This is a genomic window from Bifidobacterium sp. LH_449 (assembly GCF_056356755.1).
In genome coordinates this window covers 199,437-220,760 of record NZ_JBKEUV010000002.1, presented here as the reverse complement: position 1 = coordinate 220,760, position 21,324 = coordinate 199,437, and the positions used below count along the sequence as shown (strand labels likewise).

Annotated in this window: 17 protein-coding genes and 5 tRNA genes; 4 read left to right on the top strand and 18 right to left on the bottom strand. The window is 61.0% G+C overall.

Annotated elements, in window-relative coordinates; translation table 11 throughout:
- Window positions 1-98 precede the first annotated feature (98 nt).
- The 6 genes from thrS to AC1AX7_RS02685 all read right to left on the bottom strand — a co-directional run bounded on the left by thrS (window position 99) and on the right by AC1AX7_RS02685 (window position 2,817).
- A complete protein-coding gene (thrS, locus tag AC1AX7_RS02710; protein WP_476508568.1) occupies window positions 99-2,135 on the bottom strand; it encodes a threonine--tRNA ligase in 2,037 nt (678 codons plus the stop codon).
- A gap of 175 nt (window positions 2,136-2,310) precedes the next feature.
- Window positions 2,311-2,386, bottom strand: a tRNA-Gly gene (locus AC1AX7_RS02705).
- 34 nt (window positions 2,387-2,420) lie between these two features.
- Window positions 2,421-2,493, bottom strand: a tRNA-Val gene (locus tag AC1AX7_RS02700).
- A 35-nt stretch (window positions 2,494-2,528) separates the two neighbouring features.
- Window positions 2,529-2,600, bottom strand: a tRNA-Val gene (locus tag AC1AX7_RS02695).
- Between the two features lie 42 nt (window positions 2,601-2,642).
- Window positions 2,643-2,713, bottom strand: a tRNA-Cys gene (locus AC1AX7_RS02690).
- Window positions 2,714-2,744: 31 nt separating this feature from the next.
- Window positions 2,745-2,817 (bottom strand) — tRNA-Gly (locus AC1AX7_RS02685).
- A 201-nt stretch (window positions 2,818-3,018) separates the two neighbouring features.
- Between AC1AX7_RS02685 and AC1AX7_RS02680 the strand changes: the two genes are divergently transcribed.
- Window positions 3,019-3,864 (top strand): PAC2 family protein, encoded by an 846-nt coding sequence (locus AC1AX7_RS02680; RefSeq protein ID WP_476508567.1) that lies wholly within the window; start codon window positions 3,019-3,021, stop codon window positions 3,862-3,864.
- 81 nt (window positions 3,865-3,945) lie between these two features.
- Here AC1AX7_RS02680 and AC1AX7_RS02675 read toward each other — a convergent pair whose 3' ends face one another.
- Window positions 3,946-4,827, bottom strand: a complete 882-nt coding sequence (locus AC1AX7_RS02675; protein WP_476508566.1) for an undecaprenyl-diphosphate phosphatase — start codon at window positions 4,825-4,827, stop codon at window positions 3,946-3,948.
- Between the two features lie 195 nt (window positions 4,828-5,022).
- On the opposite strand from AC1AX7_RS02675, the gene AC1AX7_RS02670 reads away from it, so the two are divergent.
- Window positions 5,023-5,814: a fructosamine kinase family protein gene (locus AC1AX7_RS02670; protein WP_476508565.1), complete on the top strand. Its 792-nt coding sequence runs from the start codon at window positions 5,023-5,025 to the stop codon at window positions 5,812-5,814.
- A 154-nt stretch (window positions 5,815-5,968) separates the two neighbouring features.
- Here AC1AX7_RS02670 and dnaJ read toward each other — a convergent pair whose 3' ends face one another.
- Both dnaJ and hrcA read right to left on the bottom strand, forming a co-directional pair.
- Complete coding sequence (dnaJ, locus tag AC1AX7_RS02665) at window positions 5,969-7,117, bottom strand: molecular chaperone DnaJ (protein WP_476508564.1); 1,149 nt, start codon at window positions 7,115-7,117, stop codon at window positions 5,969-5,971.
- A 50-nt stretch (window positions 7,118-7,167) separates the two neighbouring features.
- Window positions 7,168-8,277 carry a heat-inducible transcriptional repressor HrcA gene (gene hrcA, locus AC1AX7_RS02660; protein ID WP_476508563.1) on the bottom strand — a complete coding sequence of 370 codons (1,110 nt, stop codon included), beginning with the start codon at window positions 8,275-8,277 and terminating at the stop codon, window positions 7,168-7,170.
- A gap of 291 nt (window positions 8,278-8,568) precedes the next feature.
- On the opposite strand from hrcA, the gene tkt reads away from it, so the two are divergent.
- The gene (tkt, locus tag AC1AX7_RS02655; protein ID WP_476508562.1) at window positions 8,569-10,665 is read left to right on the top strand and encodes a transketolase; all 2,097 of its coding nucleotides are present in this window, start codon (window positions 8,569-8,571) and stop codon (window positions 10,663-10,665) included.
- A 98-nt stretch (window positions 10,666-10,763) separates the two neighbouring features.
- The gene (gene tal, locus AC1AX7_RS02650; protein WP_476508561.1) at window positions 10,764-11,867 is read left to right on the top strand and encodes a transaldolase; all 1,104 of its coding nucleotides are present in this window, start codon (window positions 10,764-10,766) and stop codon (window positions 11,865-11,867) included.
- Window positions 11,868-12,025: 158 nt separating this feature from the next.
- On the opposite strand, the gene AC1AX7_RS02645 is transcribed toward tal, so the two are convergent.
- The 9 genes from AC1AX7_RS02645 to AC1AX7_RS02605 form a co-directional block, all read right to left on the bottom strand.
- Window positions 12,026-13,579 (bottom strand): aminotransferase class I/II-fold pyridoxal phosphate-dependent enzyme, encoded by a 1,554-nt coding sequence (locus AC1AX7_RS02645; RefSeq protein WP_476508560.1) that lies wholly within the window; start codon window positions 13,577-13,579, stop codon window positions 12,026-12,028.
- Between the two features lie 228 nt (window positions 13,580-13,807).
- Window positions 13,808-14,659, bottom strand: a complete 852-nt coding sequence (locus AC1AX7_RS02640; protein WP_476508684.1) for an HAD family hydrolase — start codon at window positions 14,657-14,659, stop codon at window positions 13,808-13,810.
- Between the two features lie 11 nt (window positions 14,660-14,670).
- The gene (locus tag AC1AX7_RS02635) at window positions 14,671-15,621 is read right to left on the bottom strand and encodes an L-lactate dehydrogenase (RefSeq protein WP_476508559.1); all 951 of its coding nucleotides are present in this window, start codon (window positions 15,619-15,621) and stop codon (window positions 14,671-14,673) included.
- A gap of 96 nt (window positions 15,622-15,717) precedes the next feature.
- Window positions 15,718-15,966 carry a preprotein translocase subunit SecG gene (secG, locus tag AC1AX7_RS02630; protein WP_476508683.1) on the bottom strand — a complete coding sequence of 83 codons (249 nt, stop codon included), beginning with the start codon at window positions 15,964-15,966 and terminating at the stop codon, window positions 15,718-15,720.
- A 149-nt stretch (window positions 15,967-16,115) separates the two neighbouring features.
- The gene (gene tpiA, locus AC1AX7_RS02625) at window positions 16,116-16,910 is read right to left on the bottom strand and encodes a triose-phosphate isomerase (RefSeq protein WP_476508558.1); all 795 of its coding nucleotides are present in this window, start codon (window positions 16,908-16,910) and stop codon (window positions 16,116-16,118) included.
- An 83-nt stretch (window positions 16,911-16,993) separates the two neighbouring features.
- Window positions 16,994-18,199 (bottom strand): phosphoglycerate kinase, encoded by a 1,206-nt coding sequence (locus tag AC1AX7_RS02620; protein ID WP_476508557.1) that lies wholly within the window; start codon window positions 18,197-18,199, stop codon window positions 16,994-16,996.
- Between the two features lie 167 nt (window positions 18,200-18,366).
- Window positions 18,367-19,314, bottom strand: a complete 948-nt coding sequence (whiA, locus tag AC1AX7_RS02615) for a DNA-binding protein WhiA (protein ID WP_476508556.1) — start codon at window positions 19,312-19,314, stop codon at window positions 18,367-18,369.
- A gap of 139 nt (window positions 19,315-19,453) precedes the next feature.
- On the bottom strand, window positions 19,454-20,395 hold the full coding sequence (gene rapZ, locus AC1AX7_RS02610; protein ID WP_476508555.1) for an RNase adapter RapZ: 942 nt from the start codon (window positions 20,393-20,395) through the stop codon (window positions 19,454-19,456).
- Window positions 20,396-21,322 (bottom strand): shikimate dehydrogenase family protein, encoded by a 927-nt coding sequence (locus tag AC1AX7_RS02605; protein ID WP_476508554.1) that lies wholly within the window; start codon window positions 21,320-21,322, stop codon window positions 20,396-20,398.
- Between the last annotated feature and the right edge of the window lie 2 nt (window positions 21,323-21,324).

Here is a 21,324-nt window from a genome sequence, read left to right as displayed (position 1 = left end):
CCGATATGCGGCGCGTGCGCTTCGGTACATTGCGATACATGAAAGGGAGAATCCCCGTGGAGGATTCTCCCTTTCATACCGTTTCATCCTTCAGCGGATCATTCCTGACCGGTGGCGGCCTTGAAGTCGTCGGCGCTGTTGACCAAAGCATGATTCTCGATGGAACGCAGAATCCATTCCTTGGCCTGTTCGACCGGAACGCCGTTGAGCTGGCTGCCGTCACGGAAACGGAAGCTGACCGCGTCGTTGTTCATGTCCTCTTCGCCGACGATGAGGATGAACGGCACCTTCGACTTGGAGGCGTTACGGATCTTCTTGCCGAAGCGGTCGTCGGAGGAATCGATTTCGCAACGCACCATGTCGGCTTCCAGATCCTTGACGAAGGATTCGAGGTGCGGGGCGAATTCATCGGCGACCGGAACGCCGAGCACCTGCACCGGGGCCAGCCATGCCGGGAACGCACCGGCATAGTGTTCGAGCAGAATCGCGAAGAAACGCTCGATGGAGCCGAACAGCGCGCGGTGGATCATCACCGGACGCTGATGCGTGCCGTCGGCTGCGATGTATTCCAGTCCGAAGCGCTCTGGCAGGTTGAAGTCCAGCTGAATCGTGGACACCTGCCAGGTGCGTCCGATGGCGTCACGGGCCTGCACGGAGATCTTCGGACCATAGAAGGCCGCTCCGCCCGGATCGTCCACGAGTTCAAGACCGGAGTCCTTGGCGACTTCGGCCAGCGTGTTGGTGGCTTCCTCCCAGATTTCATCGGAGCCGACGAACTTGTGCTCGTCCTTGGTGGAAAGCTCCAGGTAGAAGTCGTTGAGGCCGAAGTCCTTGAGCAGGCCCAGCACGAAGGACAGCAGGTTCTTCAGCTCGTCCTTCATCTGCTCGCGGGTGCAGTAGATGTGGGAATCGTCCTGCGTCAAACCGCGCACGCGGGTCAGTCCGTGCACGACGCCGGACTTCTCGTAGCGGTAGACCGTGCCGAACTCGAACAGGCGCAGCGGCAGCTCACGGTAGGAACGCTGGCGGGACTTGAAGATCAGGTTGTGCATCGGGCAGTTCATCGGCTTGAGGTAATAGTCGAAACCCTGCTTGGTGACGTTGCCGTTCTCGTCGCGCTCCTCATCCATGCGCATCGGCGGGTACATGCCGTCCTTGTACCAGGACAGGTGGCCGGAGATCTCGTACAGGTGGCCCTTGGTGATATGCGGCGTCTGCACGAAGGAATAGCCGTGCGTACGATGCAGCTGGCGGGAGTAGTCCTCCATCGCGTTGATGATGGCGGCGCCCTTCGGATGGAAGACGGCCAGACCCGGGCCGATCTCGTCAGGGAAGGAGAACAGATCCATTTCCTGGCCCAGCTTGCGGTGGTCGCGCTTGGCGGCCTCCTCCATGCGGGTCTGATAATCCTTCAGCTCCTCCTTGCTGGCGAACGCCACGCCGTAGATGCGCTGCAGCATCGGATTGGCTTCGGAGCCGCGCCAGTATGCGGCGGCCGCGCGTTCCAGCTTGAAGGCCTTGATGAAACGGGTGTTGGGCAGGTGCGGGCCGCGGCACAGATCCTTCCAGACCGTGTTGCCTTCGCGGTCGACGTTGTCGTACATGCTCAGCTCGGACTTGCTGACCTCGGTGGCCGCCTCCGGGTCGAGTGCGGCCTCCTTGTCTCGGATAAGCTCCAGCTTGTACGGCTGGTCGGCTTCCTCGGCGATGGCCTCCTCCTCGGTCACCGTGCGGCGACGGAAGGACTGGGAGGATTTGATGATGCGCTGCATGCGCTTTTCGATTTCCTTGAGGTCTTCCGGGGTGAACGGGTCCTTGACGTCGAAATCGTAGTAGAAGCCGTTCTTGATGACCGGGCCGACACCCAGCTTGGCGTCCGGACGGATCTCCTGCACGGCCTGCGCCATGACGTGGGTGGCGGAGTGGCGCATGATGGCCACGCCGTCCTCGCTGTCAAGCGCGATCGGTTCGACGACATCGCCGTCATGCAGCGGAGTATACAGATCGCGAGGCTCGCCGTTGAGGCGAATGGCGATGATGTTCTTGTCTTGCGCGAAGAGCTGGACGCCGGTCTGGCTGGATTCCACCTCCTTCGCTTCGCCGTTGAGTGTGATGGAGATGGTTTGTTCAGCCATGGTTGTCCTTTGCTATCGGGGCCCGCGGTACCAATGTGCAGGCCTGGACTTCATATCAACGATTACACAAGATAAAAGCGAGACGCGACATTTCATGCGGACCGCGTCGTGCGGCGGGGCGGCGTGAATCCGCCTGGGAAAAAGAAAAAGCCTCCCGTCTGGGAGGCTTTTCAAATGGAGCGGACAACGGGACTCGAACCCGCGGTCTCAACCTTGGCAAGGTTGCGCTTTACCAACTAAGCTATGTCCGCAAAAGGACTCTCGCCGTGAGAAGCGAGACTCCAGTGGGTGATATAGGAATCGAACCTATGACCCCTTCCGTGTGAAGGAAGTGCGCTAGCCGCTGCGCCAATCACCCATATTCATTTATATTGGCATCAATGTGATGCCAAGTGGGCGATACAAGATTCGAACTTGTGACCCCTTCCGTGTCAGGGAAGTGCGCTACCACTGCGCCAACCGCCCAAAGCTGGCTTCTTCATGCAATATCCGAAACTGCAATCCGAGAGGTGGGTACGAGAGTCGAACTCGTCTATACGGCTTTGCAGGCCGCTGCCTAACCGCTTGGCTAACCCACCGTAAAGGTCGTTTAACTCTTCGGGACCTTAGAGCGGACAACGGGACTCGAACCCGCGGTCTCAACCTTGGCAAGGTTGCGCTTTACCAACTAAGCTATGTCCGCGTGTGTTTCCTGCAGCTTGCCGCTGCCTGAGCACGAGTAACTACTATAACCGCGATGCCCGGTTTTGCAAATCCGGCGTGTCGCGATCTTCGCCGCTGCCGTCCCCCTATGATTTCACGCTCGGTGAATCGTTGGAAAATCAACGATTCACCGAGCGCGAAGCGATGCTTCCAAGGCTGCGTCGCACGTTACATTGGAACTATGAGCGAGCAAGTGAGCAAGCCGAAAACCATCATGGTGGCGGCTTTTGAAGGATGGAACGATGCGGCGCAGTGCGCCTCGTCGGCTGCGATGCATCTGGTGTCGCACTATGAGTCGCGTGAGGTGCGGCATATCCGCCGCGACGGTTTTTACGACTACCAGACGGCCCGCCCCATGGTATGCCGCGTACAGGGCCGTCGCCGCATACTGTGGCCGCAGACGACGTTTTATGAGGTCGTCGTCTCGCCCGATCTGCATCTTCTGGTGCAGATCGCCCCGGAGCCGAACTACCGATGGGAGGATTACTGCCGGGCCAGTCTGCGCTTCGCCGATGAGTTCGAGGTCGACAACATCGTCACGATGGGTTCGATGTTCGCGAATTGCCCGCATACCAGGCCATTGCCGTTGGACGTGACCGATTGCATGTGCCAATGCGATCTGGACAGGGAATATGAGGGGCCGGTGGGGATTCCCACGGTATTGGACGTCATGGCCTGCGAGGAGGGATTCGCGACCACGACGATGTGGGTGTCGGTGCCGCAGTATCTCGACTCGGAGGAATGCCCCGAAGGCGCCGTGCGTCTTCTGCAGGGATTGGGCGACGCATTGGGCGTCGTATTGGATTTGGGTGATCTGCCGCGCAAGGCCGAGCAATGGAAGGAGCGTGCGTCGGTGCTGACGTGCTGCGACGACGATCTGGCGCAGTACGTGCAGCATATCGAGCGCGACTACGATCTGCGCGAAAAAGCGAAACGGCTCGCCTCTCTGGGCACGCCTGCATGCGAGCAATTGGTCAGGGAGGCCGAAGCCTTTCTTCATGATTTCGGCCAAGGCAACGCGTCCTGACGAAAGACGAAAAGGCCGGGCCGTATGGATGAAGCCATACGGCCCGGCCTTTTCGTCGGAATGGTTCGGTTGCCGGCCGATTCAGACGGCGGCCGCTTCGACTGGCGACAGGACGCCCGAAATCAGCAGGATCGCGACGATGACGGCCAATACGATGCGATAGATGGCGAAGGCGCGATACGAGAAGGTGGATACGAATTTCAGGAATCCGATGATGACGACGTAGCCGACGACGAATGCGACGACGGTGGCCGCGATCGTAGCGCCCCAGCCGGGGAACATGCCGGCGTCCCCTGCGGCGACATCCTGGATGGCCGATACGGTTTCCAGAATCCCGGCGCCGAATACCGCCGGAATGGCCATGAGGAAGCTCAGCCGCACCGATGCCTCACGGGTATAGCCCAACGCTCGTCCGAACGTGATGGTGCCGCCGGAACGGGAAACGCCGGGGATCAGCGCGAGCATCTGCCCGATTCCGAACAGCAGCGCATCCTTTGCCGTCAGCTCCTGCATGGTCTTTATCTGCTTGCAACGGGCATCGACCACCCACAGCAAAGCGCCGAACAGCGCCAGCACGGTGACGGTGATCCACAGATTGCGCAGCGTCGTTTCGATTATATCCTTGAAAACCAGTCCGGCGATCAGGATCGGCAGCGTGCCGATGATGATGAACCATCCCATCTGCGTATCGCGGTTGTGCGCGCCGAGACGGCTCTTCCAATCCTTGCCTTCCTTGCCGAACAGGGATCCGAACCATGCGCTGAGAATGCGGATGATGTCATGGCGGAAATACAGGATGACGGCCAATTCAGTGCCCAATTGAATGATCGCGGTGAAAGCGGCGCCCGGATCCGATCCCAGCATCAGATCGCCGATGATACGAATATGCGCGCTGGAGGAGACCGGAAGATATTCGGTCAGTGCTTGTACCAATCCTAAGAAGATGGCTTGGAGAAAGTTCATACGACCCTTCTTGCTGTATGCGTATGCTAACGACACCTAAGATTAGCGAATGGCCTCTAAGTGCGTGTGCAGGCATACGGGATTGTCGCGCAGCATATTCACAATGGGAGCCGGGAAACGGCTGCCGCGCCGGCAAAAATACGACGGGCATGATGCCGGATATTGGAAGAGCATCGATGGTAAGGCGGGAATGCGATGGCGAAATACCGTAAAAGCAGGGCGTTCAGCCCGGAAGGCTTCTTCGAATGCGAAGGCCGTGGGTTGCAGTGGCTGGGACAGGCCCATCCGCTGGGAGGCCCCCGCGTCGTGGACGTATATGAATGGGGAAAGGACCATCTGGACATCGAGCGAGTGGACTCCTGCTCCCCCACGCCCGTAGCCGCACGCGCGTTCGGCGCGGCATTGGCCCGCATGCATGACGCCGGAGCCCCGTATTTCGGTTCGGCGCCGGAAGGCTATGAAGGCATCTGCTATTTCGGGCCTCTGCAGGATCCCGTTCCGATGGATTGCGGCCAATGGAATGACGTCGCAACATATCTGGCCGAAGGCCGGCTGCGTCCGATGGTCGAGCTTGGCATGCACCGCGGCGAATTACGGCAAAGCGATATGGATCTGACCGAGGAAGTGATCGCGGCGTTGCCTGAGATCCTGGGACGTGCCGCCGGCGACAGGCCTGCCCGCGTGCACGGTGATCTGTGGAGCGGCAACGTGATGTGGACCGCCGACGGCGGCGAAGTCGAAGCAGTGCTGATCGACCCGGCCGCGCATGGCGGCCATCGCGAAGAAGACCTTGCGATGCTGCATCTGTTCGGCATGCCGTACATGACCGAAATCACCGAGGGCTACCAGAGCGTGCATCCTCTGAAAGCGGGGTATGAGGAACGTGCCACGCTATGGCAGCTCTACCCCATCGCCGGACATTGCGTGTTCTTCGGCGGCGGTTACGTGAGCCAGTACCGCGCGATGTGCCGCTCTCTGCTGCGCTGATCGTTCGGCATAGGATCGGCATGCGTCTGCATACGGGCATATATGGATGATGGCGGCCCCCACATGTGCGAGGGCCGCCATCATCCATATACCCATTCACGCGGCTTCGTCCACGTCGCTGAGCGGCGTTGCCTGAGGGCTTCCGGTAATACGCTCAGCTCAGGGCATCCTTCAGTTTGGAGAAGAAGCCCTTCTTCGAAGGCGGCGTCGGGCGCGAGCTTTGCGCGATATGCTCGGCGTGCTCGTCATGGCTGGCGCCGAACTTCTCGATCAGCTCCCGTTCCTCATCGCTGAGCTTGGTCGGAATCCGCACGGCGACATGCGCGATCAGATCGCCGCGCTCGCCGCCGGACTGCAGGCGTGTGACGCCCAGACCATCCATGGTGACGGTCTGTTCCGGCTGACAGCCGGCGGGAATGGTGATCTTCTGCTTGCCGTCGAACGTATCGATCTCGAGATCATGGCCAAGCACGGCCCAGCTCATGGGAATCTGCACCCAGCAATGCAGGTCGTCGCCGTCGCGGGTGAACTGCTTATCCGGCTTGATGCGAATATCGACATACAGGTCGCCGGCGGCGCCACCGCCTTCGCCCACCTCGCCCTGGTTCGCCAGACGCAGGCGGGAATTGTCGCGAATGCCGGCGGGAACGGTGACGCCGACGTTGCGCGTGGTGCGGACGCGTCCGTGCCCCATGCAGGACGGGCATGGATTCGGGATGATGGTACCGTGGCCTTCACAGCGTTCGCATGGTGCGGAAGTCATCATTTGGCCGAGCATGGTGTGAACGACTTTCTGCATGAAACCCTGACCGTGGCAGTCGGGGCAGGTCGTCGGCTGGCCGCCGCCCTGGGCGCCGGAGCCGGAGCATTCCCGGCACAGGCCGAATGTGTTGATGCGCACATGCGCGGTGCCGCCGAATACGGCGGTCTTCAAATCGATGGATGTGCTGGCCAGCGCGTCACGTCCCGGCTGGGTGCGCGGAACCGGCCCCTGGGTTCCGCCGCCGAACGCGCCGCCGAAGAACTGTCCGAAGATATCGCCCATATCCCCCATGCCGCTGAAGCCCGAGGCTCCGAAGCCGCCGGCATTCGGGTTGTTCGGATCCACTCCGGCATCATACATCTGGCGCTTCTGCGGATCGGAAAGCACTTCGTAGGCGTTGTTGACTTCCTTGAATTTGTCTTCGAACTCCGGGCCGGCGATATCGGGATGATATTTACGGCTCATCTTGCGGTATGCCTTCTTGATTTCGTCGTCGCTGGCTGAGCGGTCCACGCCCAGAACTTCGTAATAATCTGCCAATGCCGTTCCTTTTTCCTGTTGATTCGCAGTTATTGTGCCATAAGGCGGGGTCAGAACGATTGCCGTTCGTCGTCATGCGTGACGATGGACGACAAATAGTGGGCCACGGCCTGCACGGCCGCCATCGTGGCCGCGTAATCCATATGCGTCGGTCCTATCGACCCGACGAAGGCCAGCGGCGTGACGTCGCCGTGGGCGCCGTCGGCCGCATCGTCGTCATGATGCGTGTTTTCGTCCGGGTTCGTCGCGCGTGCGGTTCCGTATCCGCTGGAGACGACCGACGCATGCAGCAATCCCGGGGTGTGGGTTTCGGAGCCGATGGCCACACCCACCCCATCGGCCGACGGGGTTTCGCTCAGCGCGCTCATCAGCTTCATCAGAACGACCTGTTCTTCAAGGGCGTCGAAGAGTGAGGCGAGGTCGGAAAGCGCGCGTTGATGGGCTAGATGTGATGTGCCCGCCATGTACAGTTCGCCTGCGCGTTCGTCGTCGGCCATGCCGGCGAGGGCCTGCGCCAGTGCCTCGACAAGAGGCCTGGCGTCGCGATAATCCGGTCGCAGCGCCATGGCGTGCAGTATTTCCGCGCAATGCGCAAGCGGCATGTTCGCGCATTTGGCGTTGGTTTCCTTGCCGAGGCGATTGAGCGTCTCCGGTCCGGGCAGTGCGGGGACGCTCAGCATGTGCTGCGCGACTCGCCCGGTGTCGGTTATGACGACCGCAAGCAATGCGTTGGTGGCGACCGGGACGATTTCGACGTGTCGGATGGCGGATTTCGCCAGCGACGGCGCCGCGACGATCGCCACCTGGCCGGTGATCTGCGACAGCAGGCGCGCCGCGCGCTGCAGCGTGTCCTGCAGATTGACCGAACCGGAGAGAAAATTGTTGATTCCTCGTCGTTGCGCCTCGCTCAGCGGCATGACGGTGGACAATCTGTCGACGAAATATCGGTATCCCTTTTCCGTGGGGATCCGTCCCGCGGATGTGTGCGGCTGGGTGAGGTATCCTTCGTCCTCCAGCGCCGCCATGTCGTTGCGGATGGTGGCGGAGCTGACCCCGAGGTCGTGGTCGCGCGCCAATGCAGTGGAACCGACGGGCTCCTGGGAGCGGATGTAGTCTTCGACAATCGCACGAAGCACCAGCATGCGTCGTGTCTGCGCCATGGTGAGCCTCCCGTACATCGTTGCCAACATGCGTGCGTAAAGCATTTTCCTGCAAGATATTGTTTTATCACTCTTGCGTGTCGAGTGCTAGCCGTTCGTCCTTGAGAGTAGCGAATGTGTATTTATGTCAATTGTGAGCGTTAACAGAACACAATCGCCCATAATCGTGTCAAAAGTTAACGAATTAGTCGGTTGAGGTGGCTAGTATGTAAGAGCAATGTGAGGGTGCCTATGGCATGGCATAAGCCGGAAGCATGGCTCCCGAAGTATTGGAAGGAAAGTAGATCACCTATGACCGATATCACCTGGTCCGAGTTGGATGAGCGCGCCATCAAGATGGCGAAGGCTCTTTCCGCCGATGCCGTTCAGAAGGCCGGCCACGGCCATCCCGGTTCTCCGGTTTCCCTGGCTCCTATCGCCTACACCCTGTATCAGCGCTTCATCAAGCATGATCCGAACGACCCGAAGTGGGCCGGCCGCGACCGCTTCATCCTGTCCGGCGGTCACGCATCGCTGACTCAGTATGTCCAGCTGTATTTCTCCGGCTACGGTCTGACGCTGGATGACCTCAAGTACTTCCGCGGCGGCGCCGACACCCGCACCCCGGGCCACCCCGAAGTCGGTCTGACCCCGGGCATCGAAATGACCACCGGCCCGCTGGGCCAGGGCGTCGCTTCCGCCGTCGGCTTCGCCTACGGCCAGCGTTTCGAACGCGGCCTGCTGGATCCGCAAGCTCCGGCCGGCACCTCCCCGTTCGATCACAACGTGTGGGTCATCTGCGGTGAAGGCGACGTCGAAGAAGGCGTCTCCGGCGAAGCCTCCTCCCTCGCCGGCAACCAGAAGCTCGGCAACCTGTTCGTGATCTTCGACGCCAACCACATCCAGATCGAAGGCGAAACCAAGATCGCCTTCGCCGAGGACGTGCTCAAGCGCTACGAAGCCTACGGCTGGTACACCGACGAAATCAGCTTCATCCAGCCGGACGGCTCCTACAAGGAAGACCTCGACGGCCTGACCGCAGTGCTCGAAAAGGCCCAGCAGGTCACCGACCGTCCGCACTTCATCAAGGTCGACACCCTGATCGCATGGCCGACCCCGGGCAAGACCAACGATCCGTCCTCCCACGGTTCCGCTCTGGGCGCCGAAGCCGTCGCAGGCCTGAAGGAAGCCCTGGGCCTCGACCCGAACGTCGACTTCCAGGTCGACGAAGAGGCCCTCGCCCACGCCCGCAAGGTCGCCGAGCGCGGTCTCGAAGCCCACAAGGAATGGGACGAAGCCTTCGCCGCATGGGCCGCCGCCAACCCGGACAAGGCCGCCCTGTACGAGCGCATCAAGGCCGGCAAGCTGCCTGAGGACTTCGACAAGGCCATCGACGAGCTGGAAGCCGGCTACGAAGCCGGCGCCAAGGTCGCCACCCGTAAGGCCTCCGGCGCCGTGCTCAACGCACTGGCCGCCGTCATGCCGGAACTGTGGGGCGGCTCCGCCGATCTGGGCGGCTCCAACAACACCGACATCAAGGGCGCCGCGTCCTTCGTGCCGGCCGAGTTCGCCACCACCCAGCATCCGAACTGCTCCGAGTACGGCCGTCAGCTGCACTTCGGCGTTCGCGAGTTCGCCATGGGCGCCATCACCAACGGCATCCTGCTGGGCTCCGACACCCGTCCGTTCAACGGCACCTTCTTCCAGTTCGCCGATTACGAGCGCGCCGCCGTGCGTCTGGCCGCTCTGATGGAGATCCCGAACCTCTACGTGTGGACCCATGATTCCGTGGCCCTCGGCGAGGACGGCCCGACCCATCAGCCGATCGAGCACCTGGCCTCCTTCCGCGCCATCCCGCAGCTCGAAGTCGTGCGTCCGGCCGATCAGTGGGAAACCGCCGAAGCATACCGCTACTTCTTCGAGAAGAAGAACACGCTGCCGACCGCCATGGTGCTGACCCGCCAGGGCGTGCCGACTCTCGCCGAAACCGCCGAAAAGGCCAAGGACGGCGTCAAGCGCGGCGCCTACGTGCTGGTCGAGACCGAAGGCACCCCGGACGTCATCATCATGGCCTCCGGTTCCGAAGTCCAGTGGGCCGTGGCCGCAGCCAAGACCCTGGCCGACGAAGGCATCAAGGCCCGCGTGGTCTCCATGGTCTCCATGGAATGGTTCGAGGAGCAGGACGCCGAATACAAGGAAGCCATCCTGCCGGCCTCCGTCAAGGCCCGCGTCTCCGTCGAAGCCGGTCTGGCCATGCCGTGGTACAAGTACCTCGGCTCCTACGGCAAGCCGGTCTCCATCGAGCAGTTCGGCCTGCAGGGCGACGGTGGCCAGAACATGATCGACCTCGGCATCACCGCCGAGCACGTGGTCGAAGCCGCCAAGGCCTCCATCGAAGAAGCCAAGTGATCCGCACGGGAGGGACGATACGGCTGCAGGAAGAACGTCGTCCCTCCCGACGGTTCTTGTAAAGATTTGATCCAAATAGGTATCAAGGAGAAAAACAAATGACTGAAGCAACTCAGCGCACCTCTGACTCCGGCGTCTCGATCTGGCTGGACGACCTGTCCCGCACCCGCATCGAATCCGGCAACCTGCAGGAGCTCATCAAGGACAAGAACGTCGTTGGCGTCACCACCAACCCGTCCATCTTCCAGAAGGCTCTCAGCCAGGTCGGCCCGTACGACGCTCAGCTCAAGGAACTCGGCAAGGTCGACGTTGAGACCGCCATTCGCGAACTGACCACCACTGACGTGCGCAACGCCACCGACATCTTCCGTGAGATCGCCGAAGCCACCGATTTCGTCGACGGCCGCGTCTCCATCGAAGTCGATCCGCGTCTCGCCCACGAAACCGAAGCCACCGAAGTCCAGGCCGTGGAACTGTGGGAGAAGGTCAACCGTCCGAACGCCATGATCAAGATCCCGGCGACCCTCGAAGGCCTGCCGGCGATCACCGCCACCTTGGCCAAGGGCATCTCCGTCAACGTCACCCTGATCTTCTCGCTCGAGCGCTACGAGCAGGTCATCGACGCCTTCATCGAAGGCATCGCCCAGGCTGACGCCAACGGCCACGACCTCAAGCACATCGGCTCCGTCGCCTCCTTCTTCGTCTCCCGCGTGGATACCGCTGTCGACAAGCAGCTGGAAGAGATCGGCACCGACGAAGCCAAGGCCCTCGAAGGCAAGGCCGCCATCGCCAACGCCCGCCTGGCCTATGAGCTGTTCGAGAAGAAGTTCGCTGAGGATCCGCGTTGGGCCGCCCTCGAAGCCAAGGGCGCCAAGAAGCAGCGTCCGCTGTGGGCCTCCACCGGCACCAAGAACCCGAACTACTCCGATTGCGTGTACGTGGACGAGCTGGTTGCCCCGTTCATCGTCAACACCATGCCGGAGAAGACCCTGAACGCTCTGGCCGACCACGGCAACGGCGCTCCGACCATCGCCGGCACCTACGAAGAGAGCCACGCCATCATGGCCAAGCTCGCCGAGCTGGGCATCGACTTCAAGGCCGTCACCGACAAGCTGGAAGCCGACGGCGTCGCCGCCTTCATCAAGTCCTGGGATTCCGTCCTCGCCGACGTCCAGGCCGGCATCGACCGCGTCAACGGCTGAGATCTGAACTCCAGGTAGGTCTCATCCACTGACGGCAAAGCCCTGTTGGGAATTCCGAGAGGATTCCCAACAGGGCTTTGCCGTATAAACACGTCAATACGATCAGGGAGGGAACGGTGAATGCCGTTCCCTCCCTCAATCACAAATAGCCATCGAAATCACTGCCGGTAATAGCTCAGGAAACGTTCCAGCTTGTCGGAGGCGTCCTTCAGCACTTCGATACGCGGCAGGTAGACGACACGGAAATGGTCGGGCTCGTGCCAGTTGAAACCTCCGCCATGCACGACCAGCAGCTTTTCGTCGCGCAGCAGGTCCAGGGCGAACTGTTCGTCGTTGGTGATGTTGAACCGTTTCGTATCGATCTTCGGGAAGATGTAGAACGCCGCCTTCGGCTTCTTCGCAGTGATTCCCGGAATGGAGTTCAACGCCTCGTAGATGTATTCGCGCTGCTCGTAGATGCGGCCTCCGGGCACGATATAGTCCTTGACGCTCTGGTGTCCCCCCAATGCGGTCTGCACGATGGACTGCGCCGGGACGTTGGAGCAGATGCGCATGTTGGTCAGCATGTTCAGGCCCTCGATGTAGTCCTTGGCAATGGCCTTGTTGCCGCTGAGCACCATCCATCCGACGCGGAAGCCGGCGATCATATGCGATTTGGACAGGCCGGAGAAGGTCACGCAGAACAGGTCCGGGGCGAGGGACGCGATGGAGACGTGCTCCAGGCCGTCCATCACCAGACGGTCGTAGATCTCATCGGAGAAGATCATCAGCTGGTGCTCGCGTGCGAGTTCGACGATCTGCTCCAGCACTTCCTTCGGATAGAGCGTGCCGGTCGGGTTGTTCGGATTGATGATGACGATCGCCTTCGTCCTGTCGGTGATCTTGGAACGCATGTCCTCGATATCCGGATACCATTCCGATTCCTCGTCGCAGACGTAATGCACGGGAGTGCCTCCGGCCAACGTCACGCATGCGGTCCACAGCGGATAGTCCGGCGACGGCAGGAGCACCTCGTCGCCGTTGTCCAGCAAAGCGGACATGGACAGATTGATCAGTTCGCTGACTCCGTTGCCGGTGTAGATGTCTTCGATGGTGACGTTCGGCAGTCCTTTGAGCTGGGCGTACTGCATGATCGCCTTGCGTGCGGAGAACAGGCCCTTCGACGCGGAATATCCTTCGCTTTCCGTCAGCTGCTGGGCCATGTCGTAGATGACCTCATCCGGCGTGCGGAAGCCGAACGGCGCGGGATTGCCGATATTGAGCTTCAGGACGTGGGTGCCCGCCGCTTCCATGCGGGCGGCCTCCTCCACGACCGGGCCTCGCACGTCGTAGAGGACGTTGTCGAGTTTGTGGGATTTCGTAAAACGACGCATGGGCGTGCCTTCCATGGAAACGGATGTTGTCGTTGTGTGGGCCGGTGTTTCTTTCGGCTGTGACGTGACGGTCGATACGTCGGACGGAGTCGTCTCCGTGTCGGGCCGCTGCATGGGAACATCGTCGCCGCGCAGCCAGCGAACGTCCACGTCAAGAATACGGGCCAGCGCTTCGATGATGTCCGCCCGCGGCGTGGTCTTTCCGCTGACATATTGGCTCATATGGCTTTTGCCGAGTTTGACGCCCAGCTGTGATGCCTGCCGTACGCAATCGATCTGCTTGAACTTGCGCAGCGCCATCGCTTGGTTCAACCGTTCGGCGAAACTAGGATCAGCCATAACGCTCCTTCGGTTCAATTTCTTAAGGACAGTTCAAAGCTTAACACGTGTCGGGGGCACTTCCGCTGTTTTCCGATGCGATATGGCCATATTTCGAGATATTTACAACGATGTAGAAAAGTTCAATTTAATTTTTACAACGATGGAAAATGAACAAAAAGAAATCCTGCCATACATTTCGCATAGCATGGCAGGATTCTCCCGATGTCGATGATATTGGATTGAACTCTATGTGTGCAGCAGATGCCTCTCAATCCATTGCGCGACGCCGTCCTCGTTGTTCGCGGGACATACCGCGTCCGCGATCTCCAATACTTTCGGATTCGCGTTGGCGACTGCCACCGATCGGCCGGAACGTTCCATCATCGCGATATCGATAAGATCGTCGCCGAATGTGACGGTCTGCGCCAACGGAACATCCAGTCGTTCGCACAGAATATCCAGGGCATGCTCCTTGCTCGCCTGCGGATTCATCAGCATCCACAATGACCCTTCGGAGATATGCACGTCGAAATCCGGAGGAATCAACGAGCGCAACGGCGCCCACTGCTCCGGCTCCGGGAAGATGATGAGCTTGTCGGCGACGCCCTGCGGCACATCGTGGAAATCGGTATACCGCCAGGTCTGCGTTCGCCAGAACACGCTGACATCGAAATTCGTGTATCGGACGTCGTTCATGACGATGCCGATTTTCAGCCCCGGCAGCCGCTCGATCAGAAAACGGCACACCTCGCATGCACGCTGCGAGGAAAAGCCGATCTGAAGCAGATGGCCGTCCTGTGCGGGCCTTGCGCCCGTCAACAGGTCGTAATCCGATTCGGCCGGCATGAAATCGATCAATGCGCCGTTCAGATACACGCAGGCGTCCACCGGCAGACGCTCGACGATGCCCAAACCCGTGCTGACTGGCCGTGCCGTCGATACGGCGAAACGAATCCCCGCCTCGTGCAGGCGTTCAATCGTGCGGATTGCGCGTTCGGTGATGAACCGCTGTTCGAAGGTGTCGCCGTCATGCAGCAGCGTGCCGTCCAGATCGGCGACCACCAGCCGTGGCATGGTACGCGCCGTATCATCCGTCATATCGATGGCGCTCACAGCAGGCCTTCGCAGTACGAGCGGACGATGGCGGCGGAACGGTGGAGCTTCGCCGATTCCTCATCGGTCAAAGACAACTCGACGATTTCGTTGGCGCCGTTCGCCCGCAGCTCGGTCGGGATTCCAAGGAAGACGTCATGCAGTCCATATTCGCCGTCCAGCAACGTCGACACCGGAACGATGCGGCGCTCGTCCCACAGGATCGTCTGCACGATGCCGGCGACGGTCGACGCGATGCCGAAATTCGTGCCGCCCTTCGCGTCCTTGATGACATTGCCGCGCGCACGGGTCCTGTCTTCGAGGTCCTGCGTGGAGACGGATGAAAAACGGTCGCGATTATCGTCGAGGAACTGCGTGAAGGGCTTGCCGCCCAAGGAAACGGTGGACCACGGCACGAATTGGGATTCGCCATGCTCCCCCATCACAAAGCCGCCGACGTTGCGAGGGTCCAAGCCGGTTTCCTCACCGATGATGGTCTTCAGCCGGGACGTGTCGAGCGCGGTGCCGGTGCCCAGCACCTGAGTGCGCGGCAGACCGCTGCGCTTCCACACATACCAGGACATCACATCGACGGGATTCGACACCATGATGATGACGCCGTCAAAACCGGAGTCCATGATGCCGTCCACGATATCGTCGATGATGCTCAACGTGAATTTGAGCTCCCCCAGTCGATTGGCGTTCTGCGGCGGACGGCGTCCGGCGGTGATGACGACGATGTCCGCGTCCGCGCAGTCGGCGTAGCTTCCGACCCTGATCTTCACATGACGGTCGAGGAACTCACTGCCGTCGCCAAGATCATGGCATTCGCCGATGGTCTTGGCCTGTGCCGGATCGATGAGCACCACCTCATTGCACAGGCCCTGCGTGATGATGCTGAACGCGACGGTGGAACCGACCTGGCCGGCTCCGACTACAGCGACTTTGTTGGTATTCATGGTCACCAAAACGATTCTCCGATCTGTGATTACGGGTGCGCATAATATGAAACGTCGGCCCATGGTTCCTGCGAATCATGGGCCGACGTCGTATGGTCGCAATGCTTAGATGAGGCCGAATTTCGCCATCAGGCCAAGGGCGATGATGATCGCCACCCAAATCAGGGCGATGATGACGGTCCAACGGTTCAGGTTCTTTTCCGCAACGCCGGAGGAGCCCGCATTCTGGGTCAGGCCGCCGCCGAACATATCGGACAGGCCGCCGCCCTTGCCCCTATGCATGAGGATGAGCAAGGTGAGCAGCAAGCTGGCGATGACGAGAATGATTTGCAGCACAAGCTTGACGATGGCCATAGCAGTCACAGGAACCTCCAGTTTGTAAACACTGCTGATAAGGATAGCGCAAGGGCATGAAAAGTAAACGACCGACGCACGATCATGTTTCCGCCATCCGCTGGTGCCCCTATGTTCCAAGCGGCCATGGATGCCGTCTATTGCGCGTATCAGTCCGTCGCTTTCAGCGTGAGCCGGCAGATGCGAGCGAATTCGTCGACGTTCAGCGAAGCGCCGCCGATAAGGAAACCGTCCACGTCCGGCTCCCCTATCAATTCCACGGCGTTCTTCGACGTGACCGAGCCGCCGTACAGGATGCGCACTGCCTCGCCGACCGGAGCGCCGAACATGGCGGACAGATCGGCGCGAATCGCCTGGGCGGCGTCCTGCGCGGTCTGGGGAGTGGCGACCATGCCGGTTCCGATGGCCCACACCGGTTCGTAGGCGATGATCAGACGGGAAGCCTCTTCGTCGGAAAGGTCACGGGTCACATCATGTACCTGACCGACCGCGAAATCCAATTCGATGCCTTGCCGGCGTTCCTCATAGCTTTCGCCCACGCACAGAATGGGCTGCATGCCGGCGGCCAATGCCGCGCGCACCTGATCGACGATGGTCGCATCGTCTTCGGGATGGTACTTGCGGCGTTCCGAATGCCCGACGATCACGTAGCGGCAACCCAGATGAGCGATCATATCGGCTGAGACATCGCCGGTGAACGCGCCCTGCGATGTGACCGAAACCGCCTGTGCACCGTATCGGATGTCAAGATCGTCCGCTTCGACCAGCACCTGGACGCTACGCAATGAGGTGAATGATGGCATAAGCGCGACTTCACATTTTCGATAGTCGAAGTGGGCATCGCGAAGCAGCCACGCCAGTTTCTGTACGAAATAGGTGGCTTCGCGATGGTCGAAATTCATTTTCCAATTGCCCGCGACCAGCGGAATGCGTTGTGATGCCATAGCAATAAAGTGTAATTCCCCGATAAACAAGGCTGTGCCCCGGTTCGTGAAGGACCGGGGCACAGCTCATTGACAGCCGAAAATCAGTCGAGCACCTTCAGGCCCGGCAGCTCCTTGCCCTCGAGGAATTCGAGGGAGGCGCCGCCGCCGGTGGAGATGTGCGAGAAGCCATCCTCCGGGAAACCGAGGTTGCGGACTGCGGAAGCGGAATCGCCGCCGCCGACGATGGTGAATGCGCCTGCCGCGGTGGCATCGACGAGGCCTTGGGCCACGGCGCGGGTGCCATCGGCGAATTCGGCGATCTCGAACACGCCCATCGGGCCGTTCCACACCACGGTCTTGGAATCGACGATCTTGTCGTGGAACAGCTTCTGGGAATCCGGACCAATGTCCAGACCCATCTTGTCGGCCGGAATGGCCTCAGCGGCAACGACTTCCGGAGCGATCGGGGTCTCGCCTGCCGGGAAGCCCGGGTTCACGACGATGTCGGTCGGCAGCACCAGTTCGACGCCGTTCGCTTCGGCGGTCGCGATGTAGCCCTTGACCTTGTCCAGCTGATCCTCTTCCAGCAGGGAGGTGCCGACCTCATAGCCCTTGGCCTTGAGGAAGGTGAACACCATGCCGCCGCCGATGACCAGACGGTCGGCCTTGGACAGCAGGTTTTCGATGACGCCGAGCTTGTCGGAGACCTTGGAGCCGCCGAGCACGACGGTCAGCGGGCGTTCCGGCTCAACGGTGGCCTTGGACAGGGCGGTGACTTCCTTCTCGACCAGCAGGCCCGCGGCGGCCGGCAGATCGGCGGCAACGTCATAGTTGGAGCCCTGCGCGCGGTGCACGACGCCGAAGCCGTCGGACACGAAAGCGTCGCCGAGGGCGGCGATCTTCTTGGCGTAGTCGGCGCGTTCGGCCGGATCCTTGCTGGTTTCCTCCGGATTGAAGCGAACGTTCTGCAGCAGAACGACGTCGCCGTCGTTCATTGCGGCGACCTTGGCCTGAGCGTCTTCGCCGTAGGTGTCTTCGGCCAGCGGCACGTCAACGCCGAGCAGCTCGCCGAGACGAGCGGCGACCGGGGCGAGGGACAGCTCCGGAACGGCCTTGCCCTTCGGACGGCCCAGGTGGGCCATCAGAATGACCTTGGCGCCTTCTTCGCGCAGGGTCTTGATCGTGGGCAGGGCGGCCTTGATACGGCCGTCATCGGTGATCGTGGTGCCGTCCAGCGGAACGTTGAAATCAGCGCGGACGAGGACGCGCTTGCCCTTGAGATCTCCGAGATCCTTGAGTGTCTTCATGAATTTCCTTTCCTGGCCGCATGGTGCGTGGAATGGCTTGAATCTTGCCAATTTACGATAATACAGGCTTTAACGAACAAAACACCGTATCCGGGAAGAAAACGGATGCGGTGTTTCGCTGTAGGACATATGGTCACGCTGCAATGGGCCGCGCCGGCATACGGCGGTCAGGCGTCCTGACGACGGGCCTTTTCCGTTTTCTCCGCCAGCTGCAGCAGTCGGCGGATGCGGCCGGCGATGGCGTCCTTCGTGATCGGCGGATCGGCGAGACGGCCCAGCTCTTCGAGGCTGGCGTCGCCGTGGTCGAGGCGCAGCTGGCCAGCCGCGCGAAGGTTTTCGGGAATGTCGTCGCCGAGGATCTCAAAGGCCTTGCGGACCTTGTCGCTTGCTTCGGCGGCCGCCTTCGCGCTGCGGCGCATATTCGCATCGTCGAAATTGGCAAGACGGTTCGCCTTGCCGCGGGCCTCGCCGTCGGAACGCTTGCCGGTCCATTCCCGGGCGGAATGCGGGGCGCCCATAAGGATCAGCATGCGCTCAATCGAATCGGGGTCCTTGAGCGTGATGCGCTCGGAGCTGCGCAGCTGCCGCGGCTTCGCGCTGATGCCGAGACGACGAGCGGCTCCGGCCAATGCCAAGGCGGCCTCGTTGGTCGGGCACACGATTTCCAGATAGCTGGCCTTGCCCGGATCGGACAGGCCGCCGTGTGCGAGGAACGCTCCGCGCCATGCGGCCTTGACCTGGGCGATGTTGCCGCTGATGATATCGGCGGGAAGGCCCAGAACCAGATGCTTACGACGGTCGAGCAGACCGGTCTGCAGCGCCAATGCCGCGCCTCCGCGCTCGACGCGGATCAGATACCGCTGGACGACGCCGTTGGGGGTCTGACGGGCGACCTGCGTCAGGGTGGCCTCATGGCCGTACAGGTTCTTGATGGTGTCCTGCAGCCATTGTGCGGCGTCCAATGAGTCGAATTGCGCCTGCACGATGATCTGACGCTGCACTAGGTGCAAACCGCCGCCGAATCGAATCATCGACGTCGCCTGCGCCTTCTTCGCTGCGGGCAGCTCGTTGTCGATTGCGGACAGTTCGCTTTTGACATCATCCAGAAGAGCCAAGAGCCAGCCTCCTCGTATCCCGTTCTTCTCGTTTTTCCGCGCAACATGTCGGTGTGTCGCGCGTTGTTACCGGCTTACTGTGATACCTAACATAGTGGACAACAGCCCCGGTGCTTTTCCGTATTCGGACGAATCCTTCTCACGATTCGGTCGCCGTCGTGTGGCCGACGACGTTATCCATTCTATCCAATTCCCGTGCGGAAACGGTCACGGACAACCCCCTTGCGCGCAGACGTTTGGCCAGAGCCTCGCTCATCGCCACGGAACGATGCTGGCCGCCGGTGCAGCCGATGGCGATCGTGACGTAATGCTTGTCCTCCTGCGCATAGCCTTCGATGGCGACCGCAATGGCTTTCTCGTATGCGGTCAGGAAATCCTCGGCGCCGTCGCTCGACAGCACGTAATCGCTTACGGGCTGGTCCTTGCCGTTGAGATTGCGCAGCGCGGGCACCCAGAACGGATTGGGCAGGAATCTGACGTCGGCGACGAAATCGGCGTCGATCGGAATGCCGTATTTGAATCCGAAACTGAAGATATGCACCGAAACCGTCTGCGGACCCGCCCCGAGCATGGCCTCGTACAGTTTGGTCGAAAGCTGGTGGATGCTTAATTCCGAAGTGTCGATGATGATGTCGGCGCGCTCCTTCAGGCTTTCCAGCATGTCGCGCTCTTCGAGAATGCCGTCGATCAGACGGTTGCCATGCTGCAGCGGATGCGGTCTGCGCACGGATTCATATCGTTTGATCAGCACCTCATCGCTGGCGTCTAGGAAGAAGATGCGGGTTTTCACGCCCAGATCGTCCAAATGGCTGAGCACGGCCGACACGTCGGTGAAATAGTCGCGCGTGCGCACGTCGATGACCGCGGCGAGCTTGTGCACGCCGGAATCCGACGCCGTCATCATGTCGACCAGCGGGACCATAAGCTTCGGCGGCATATTGTCGACCACATACCAGCCCATGTCCTCGAAACTGTTGGCGGCATGGGAACGGCCCGCGCCGCTCATGCCGGTGATCAGCAGAACCTCGAAACCTTCCGCTGGCGCGGGCGTGCCCGCGGACAGCGCGTTCCTCTGTGTCATTTACAGCACCTCCTCGAGTGCCGCGCGCATCGCGGCCTCCAATGCGCCATCGTCGTCGAACCCGGCGAACGGATCGTCGGTACCGGCGGGCGCGGTCATGACGGCGACCTGCAGTATCGCCTGATACAGCAGCATCTCCTCGCCGCCGATCGCCTGCCCTCCGGCCGTGCGCCAGGCCTTCATCAACGCCGTGGGGCGCGGGTCGTACAGCACATCCAGCAGCAGACCATGCGGATGGATGCCGTCCCGCGCGATGACGTCTGCGACCGGATCGGCGGAATGGCCGGGAATCGTGCTGATGACGACGTCGGCGGCATGCAGCGCCGGCGCGACATCATCCAATGCAATCACATCAAGCGGCGTGGATTCAAGAAGACCGGCGACGCGGCGCAATTCCCCGGCGTTCCGGTCAGGATGGCGGGCGGCGACGGTGATATGCGTGATACCGGGATTCGACAATGCCGTGCAGGCCGCGACGGCCGACGTCGCGGTATTGCCGTTGCCGATGACCAGCGCCTCCCCCGTGGCCGTCGCATCGGAAGCGACGACGCCTATCGCATGGCCGATCGCATCGACGATGCCTTTGACGTCGGTGTTGTACAGGCGAATGGAAGGCAAGCCGTCCTCATGTCGATGCTCCCAGTCGAATATCGCAGTATTGGCCACGCGCAGTTCCCTCGCCCACAAATCGTCGGGCGTTCCGTACGGCTGAATCGTCTTCTTCAACGGCATCGTCAGGCTCAGACCGGCCCATGTGGGGTCCAGGGAACGCAGGAAACCGTCCAGATCATCCTGCCCCACTTCGTGGCGGTCATACCGCCAATCGGCCAATCCCAGCGCACGATAGGCCGCGTTATGCAGAACCGGCGACAGCGAATGCGCGATGGGCTTGCCCAGAACGGCGCAACGATGATTGATGCCCGACACTG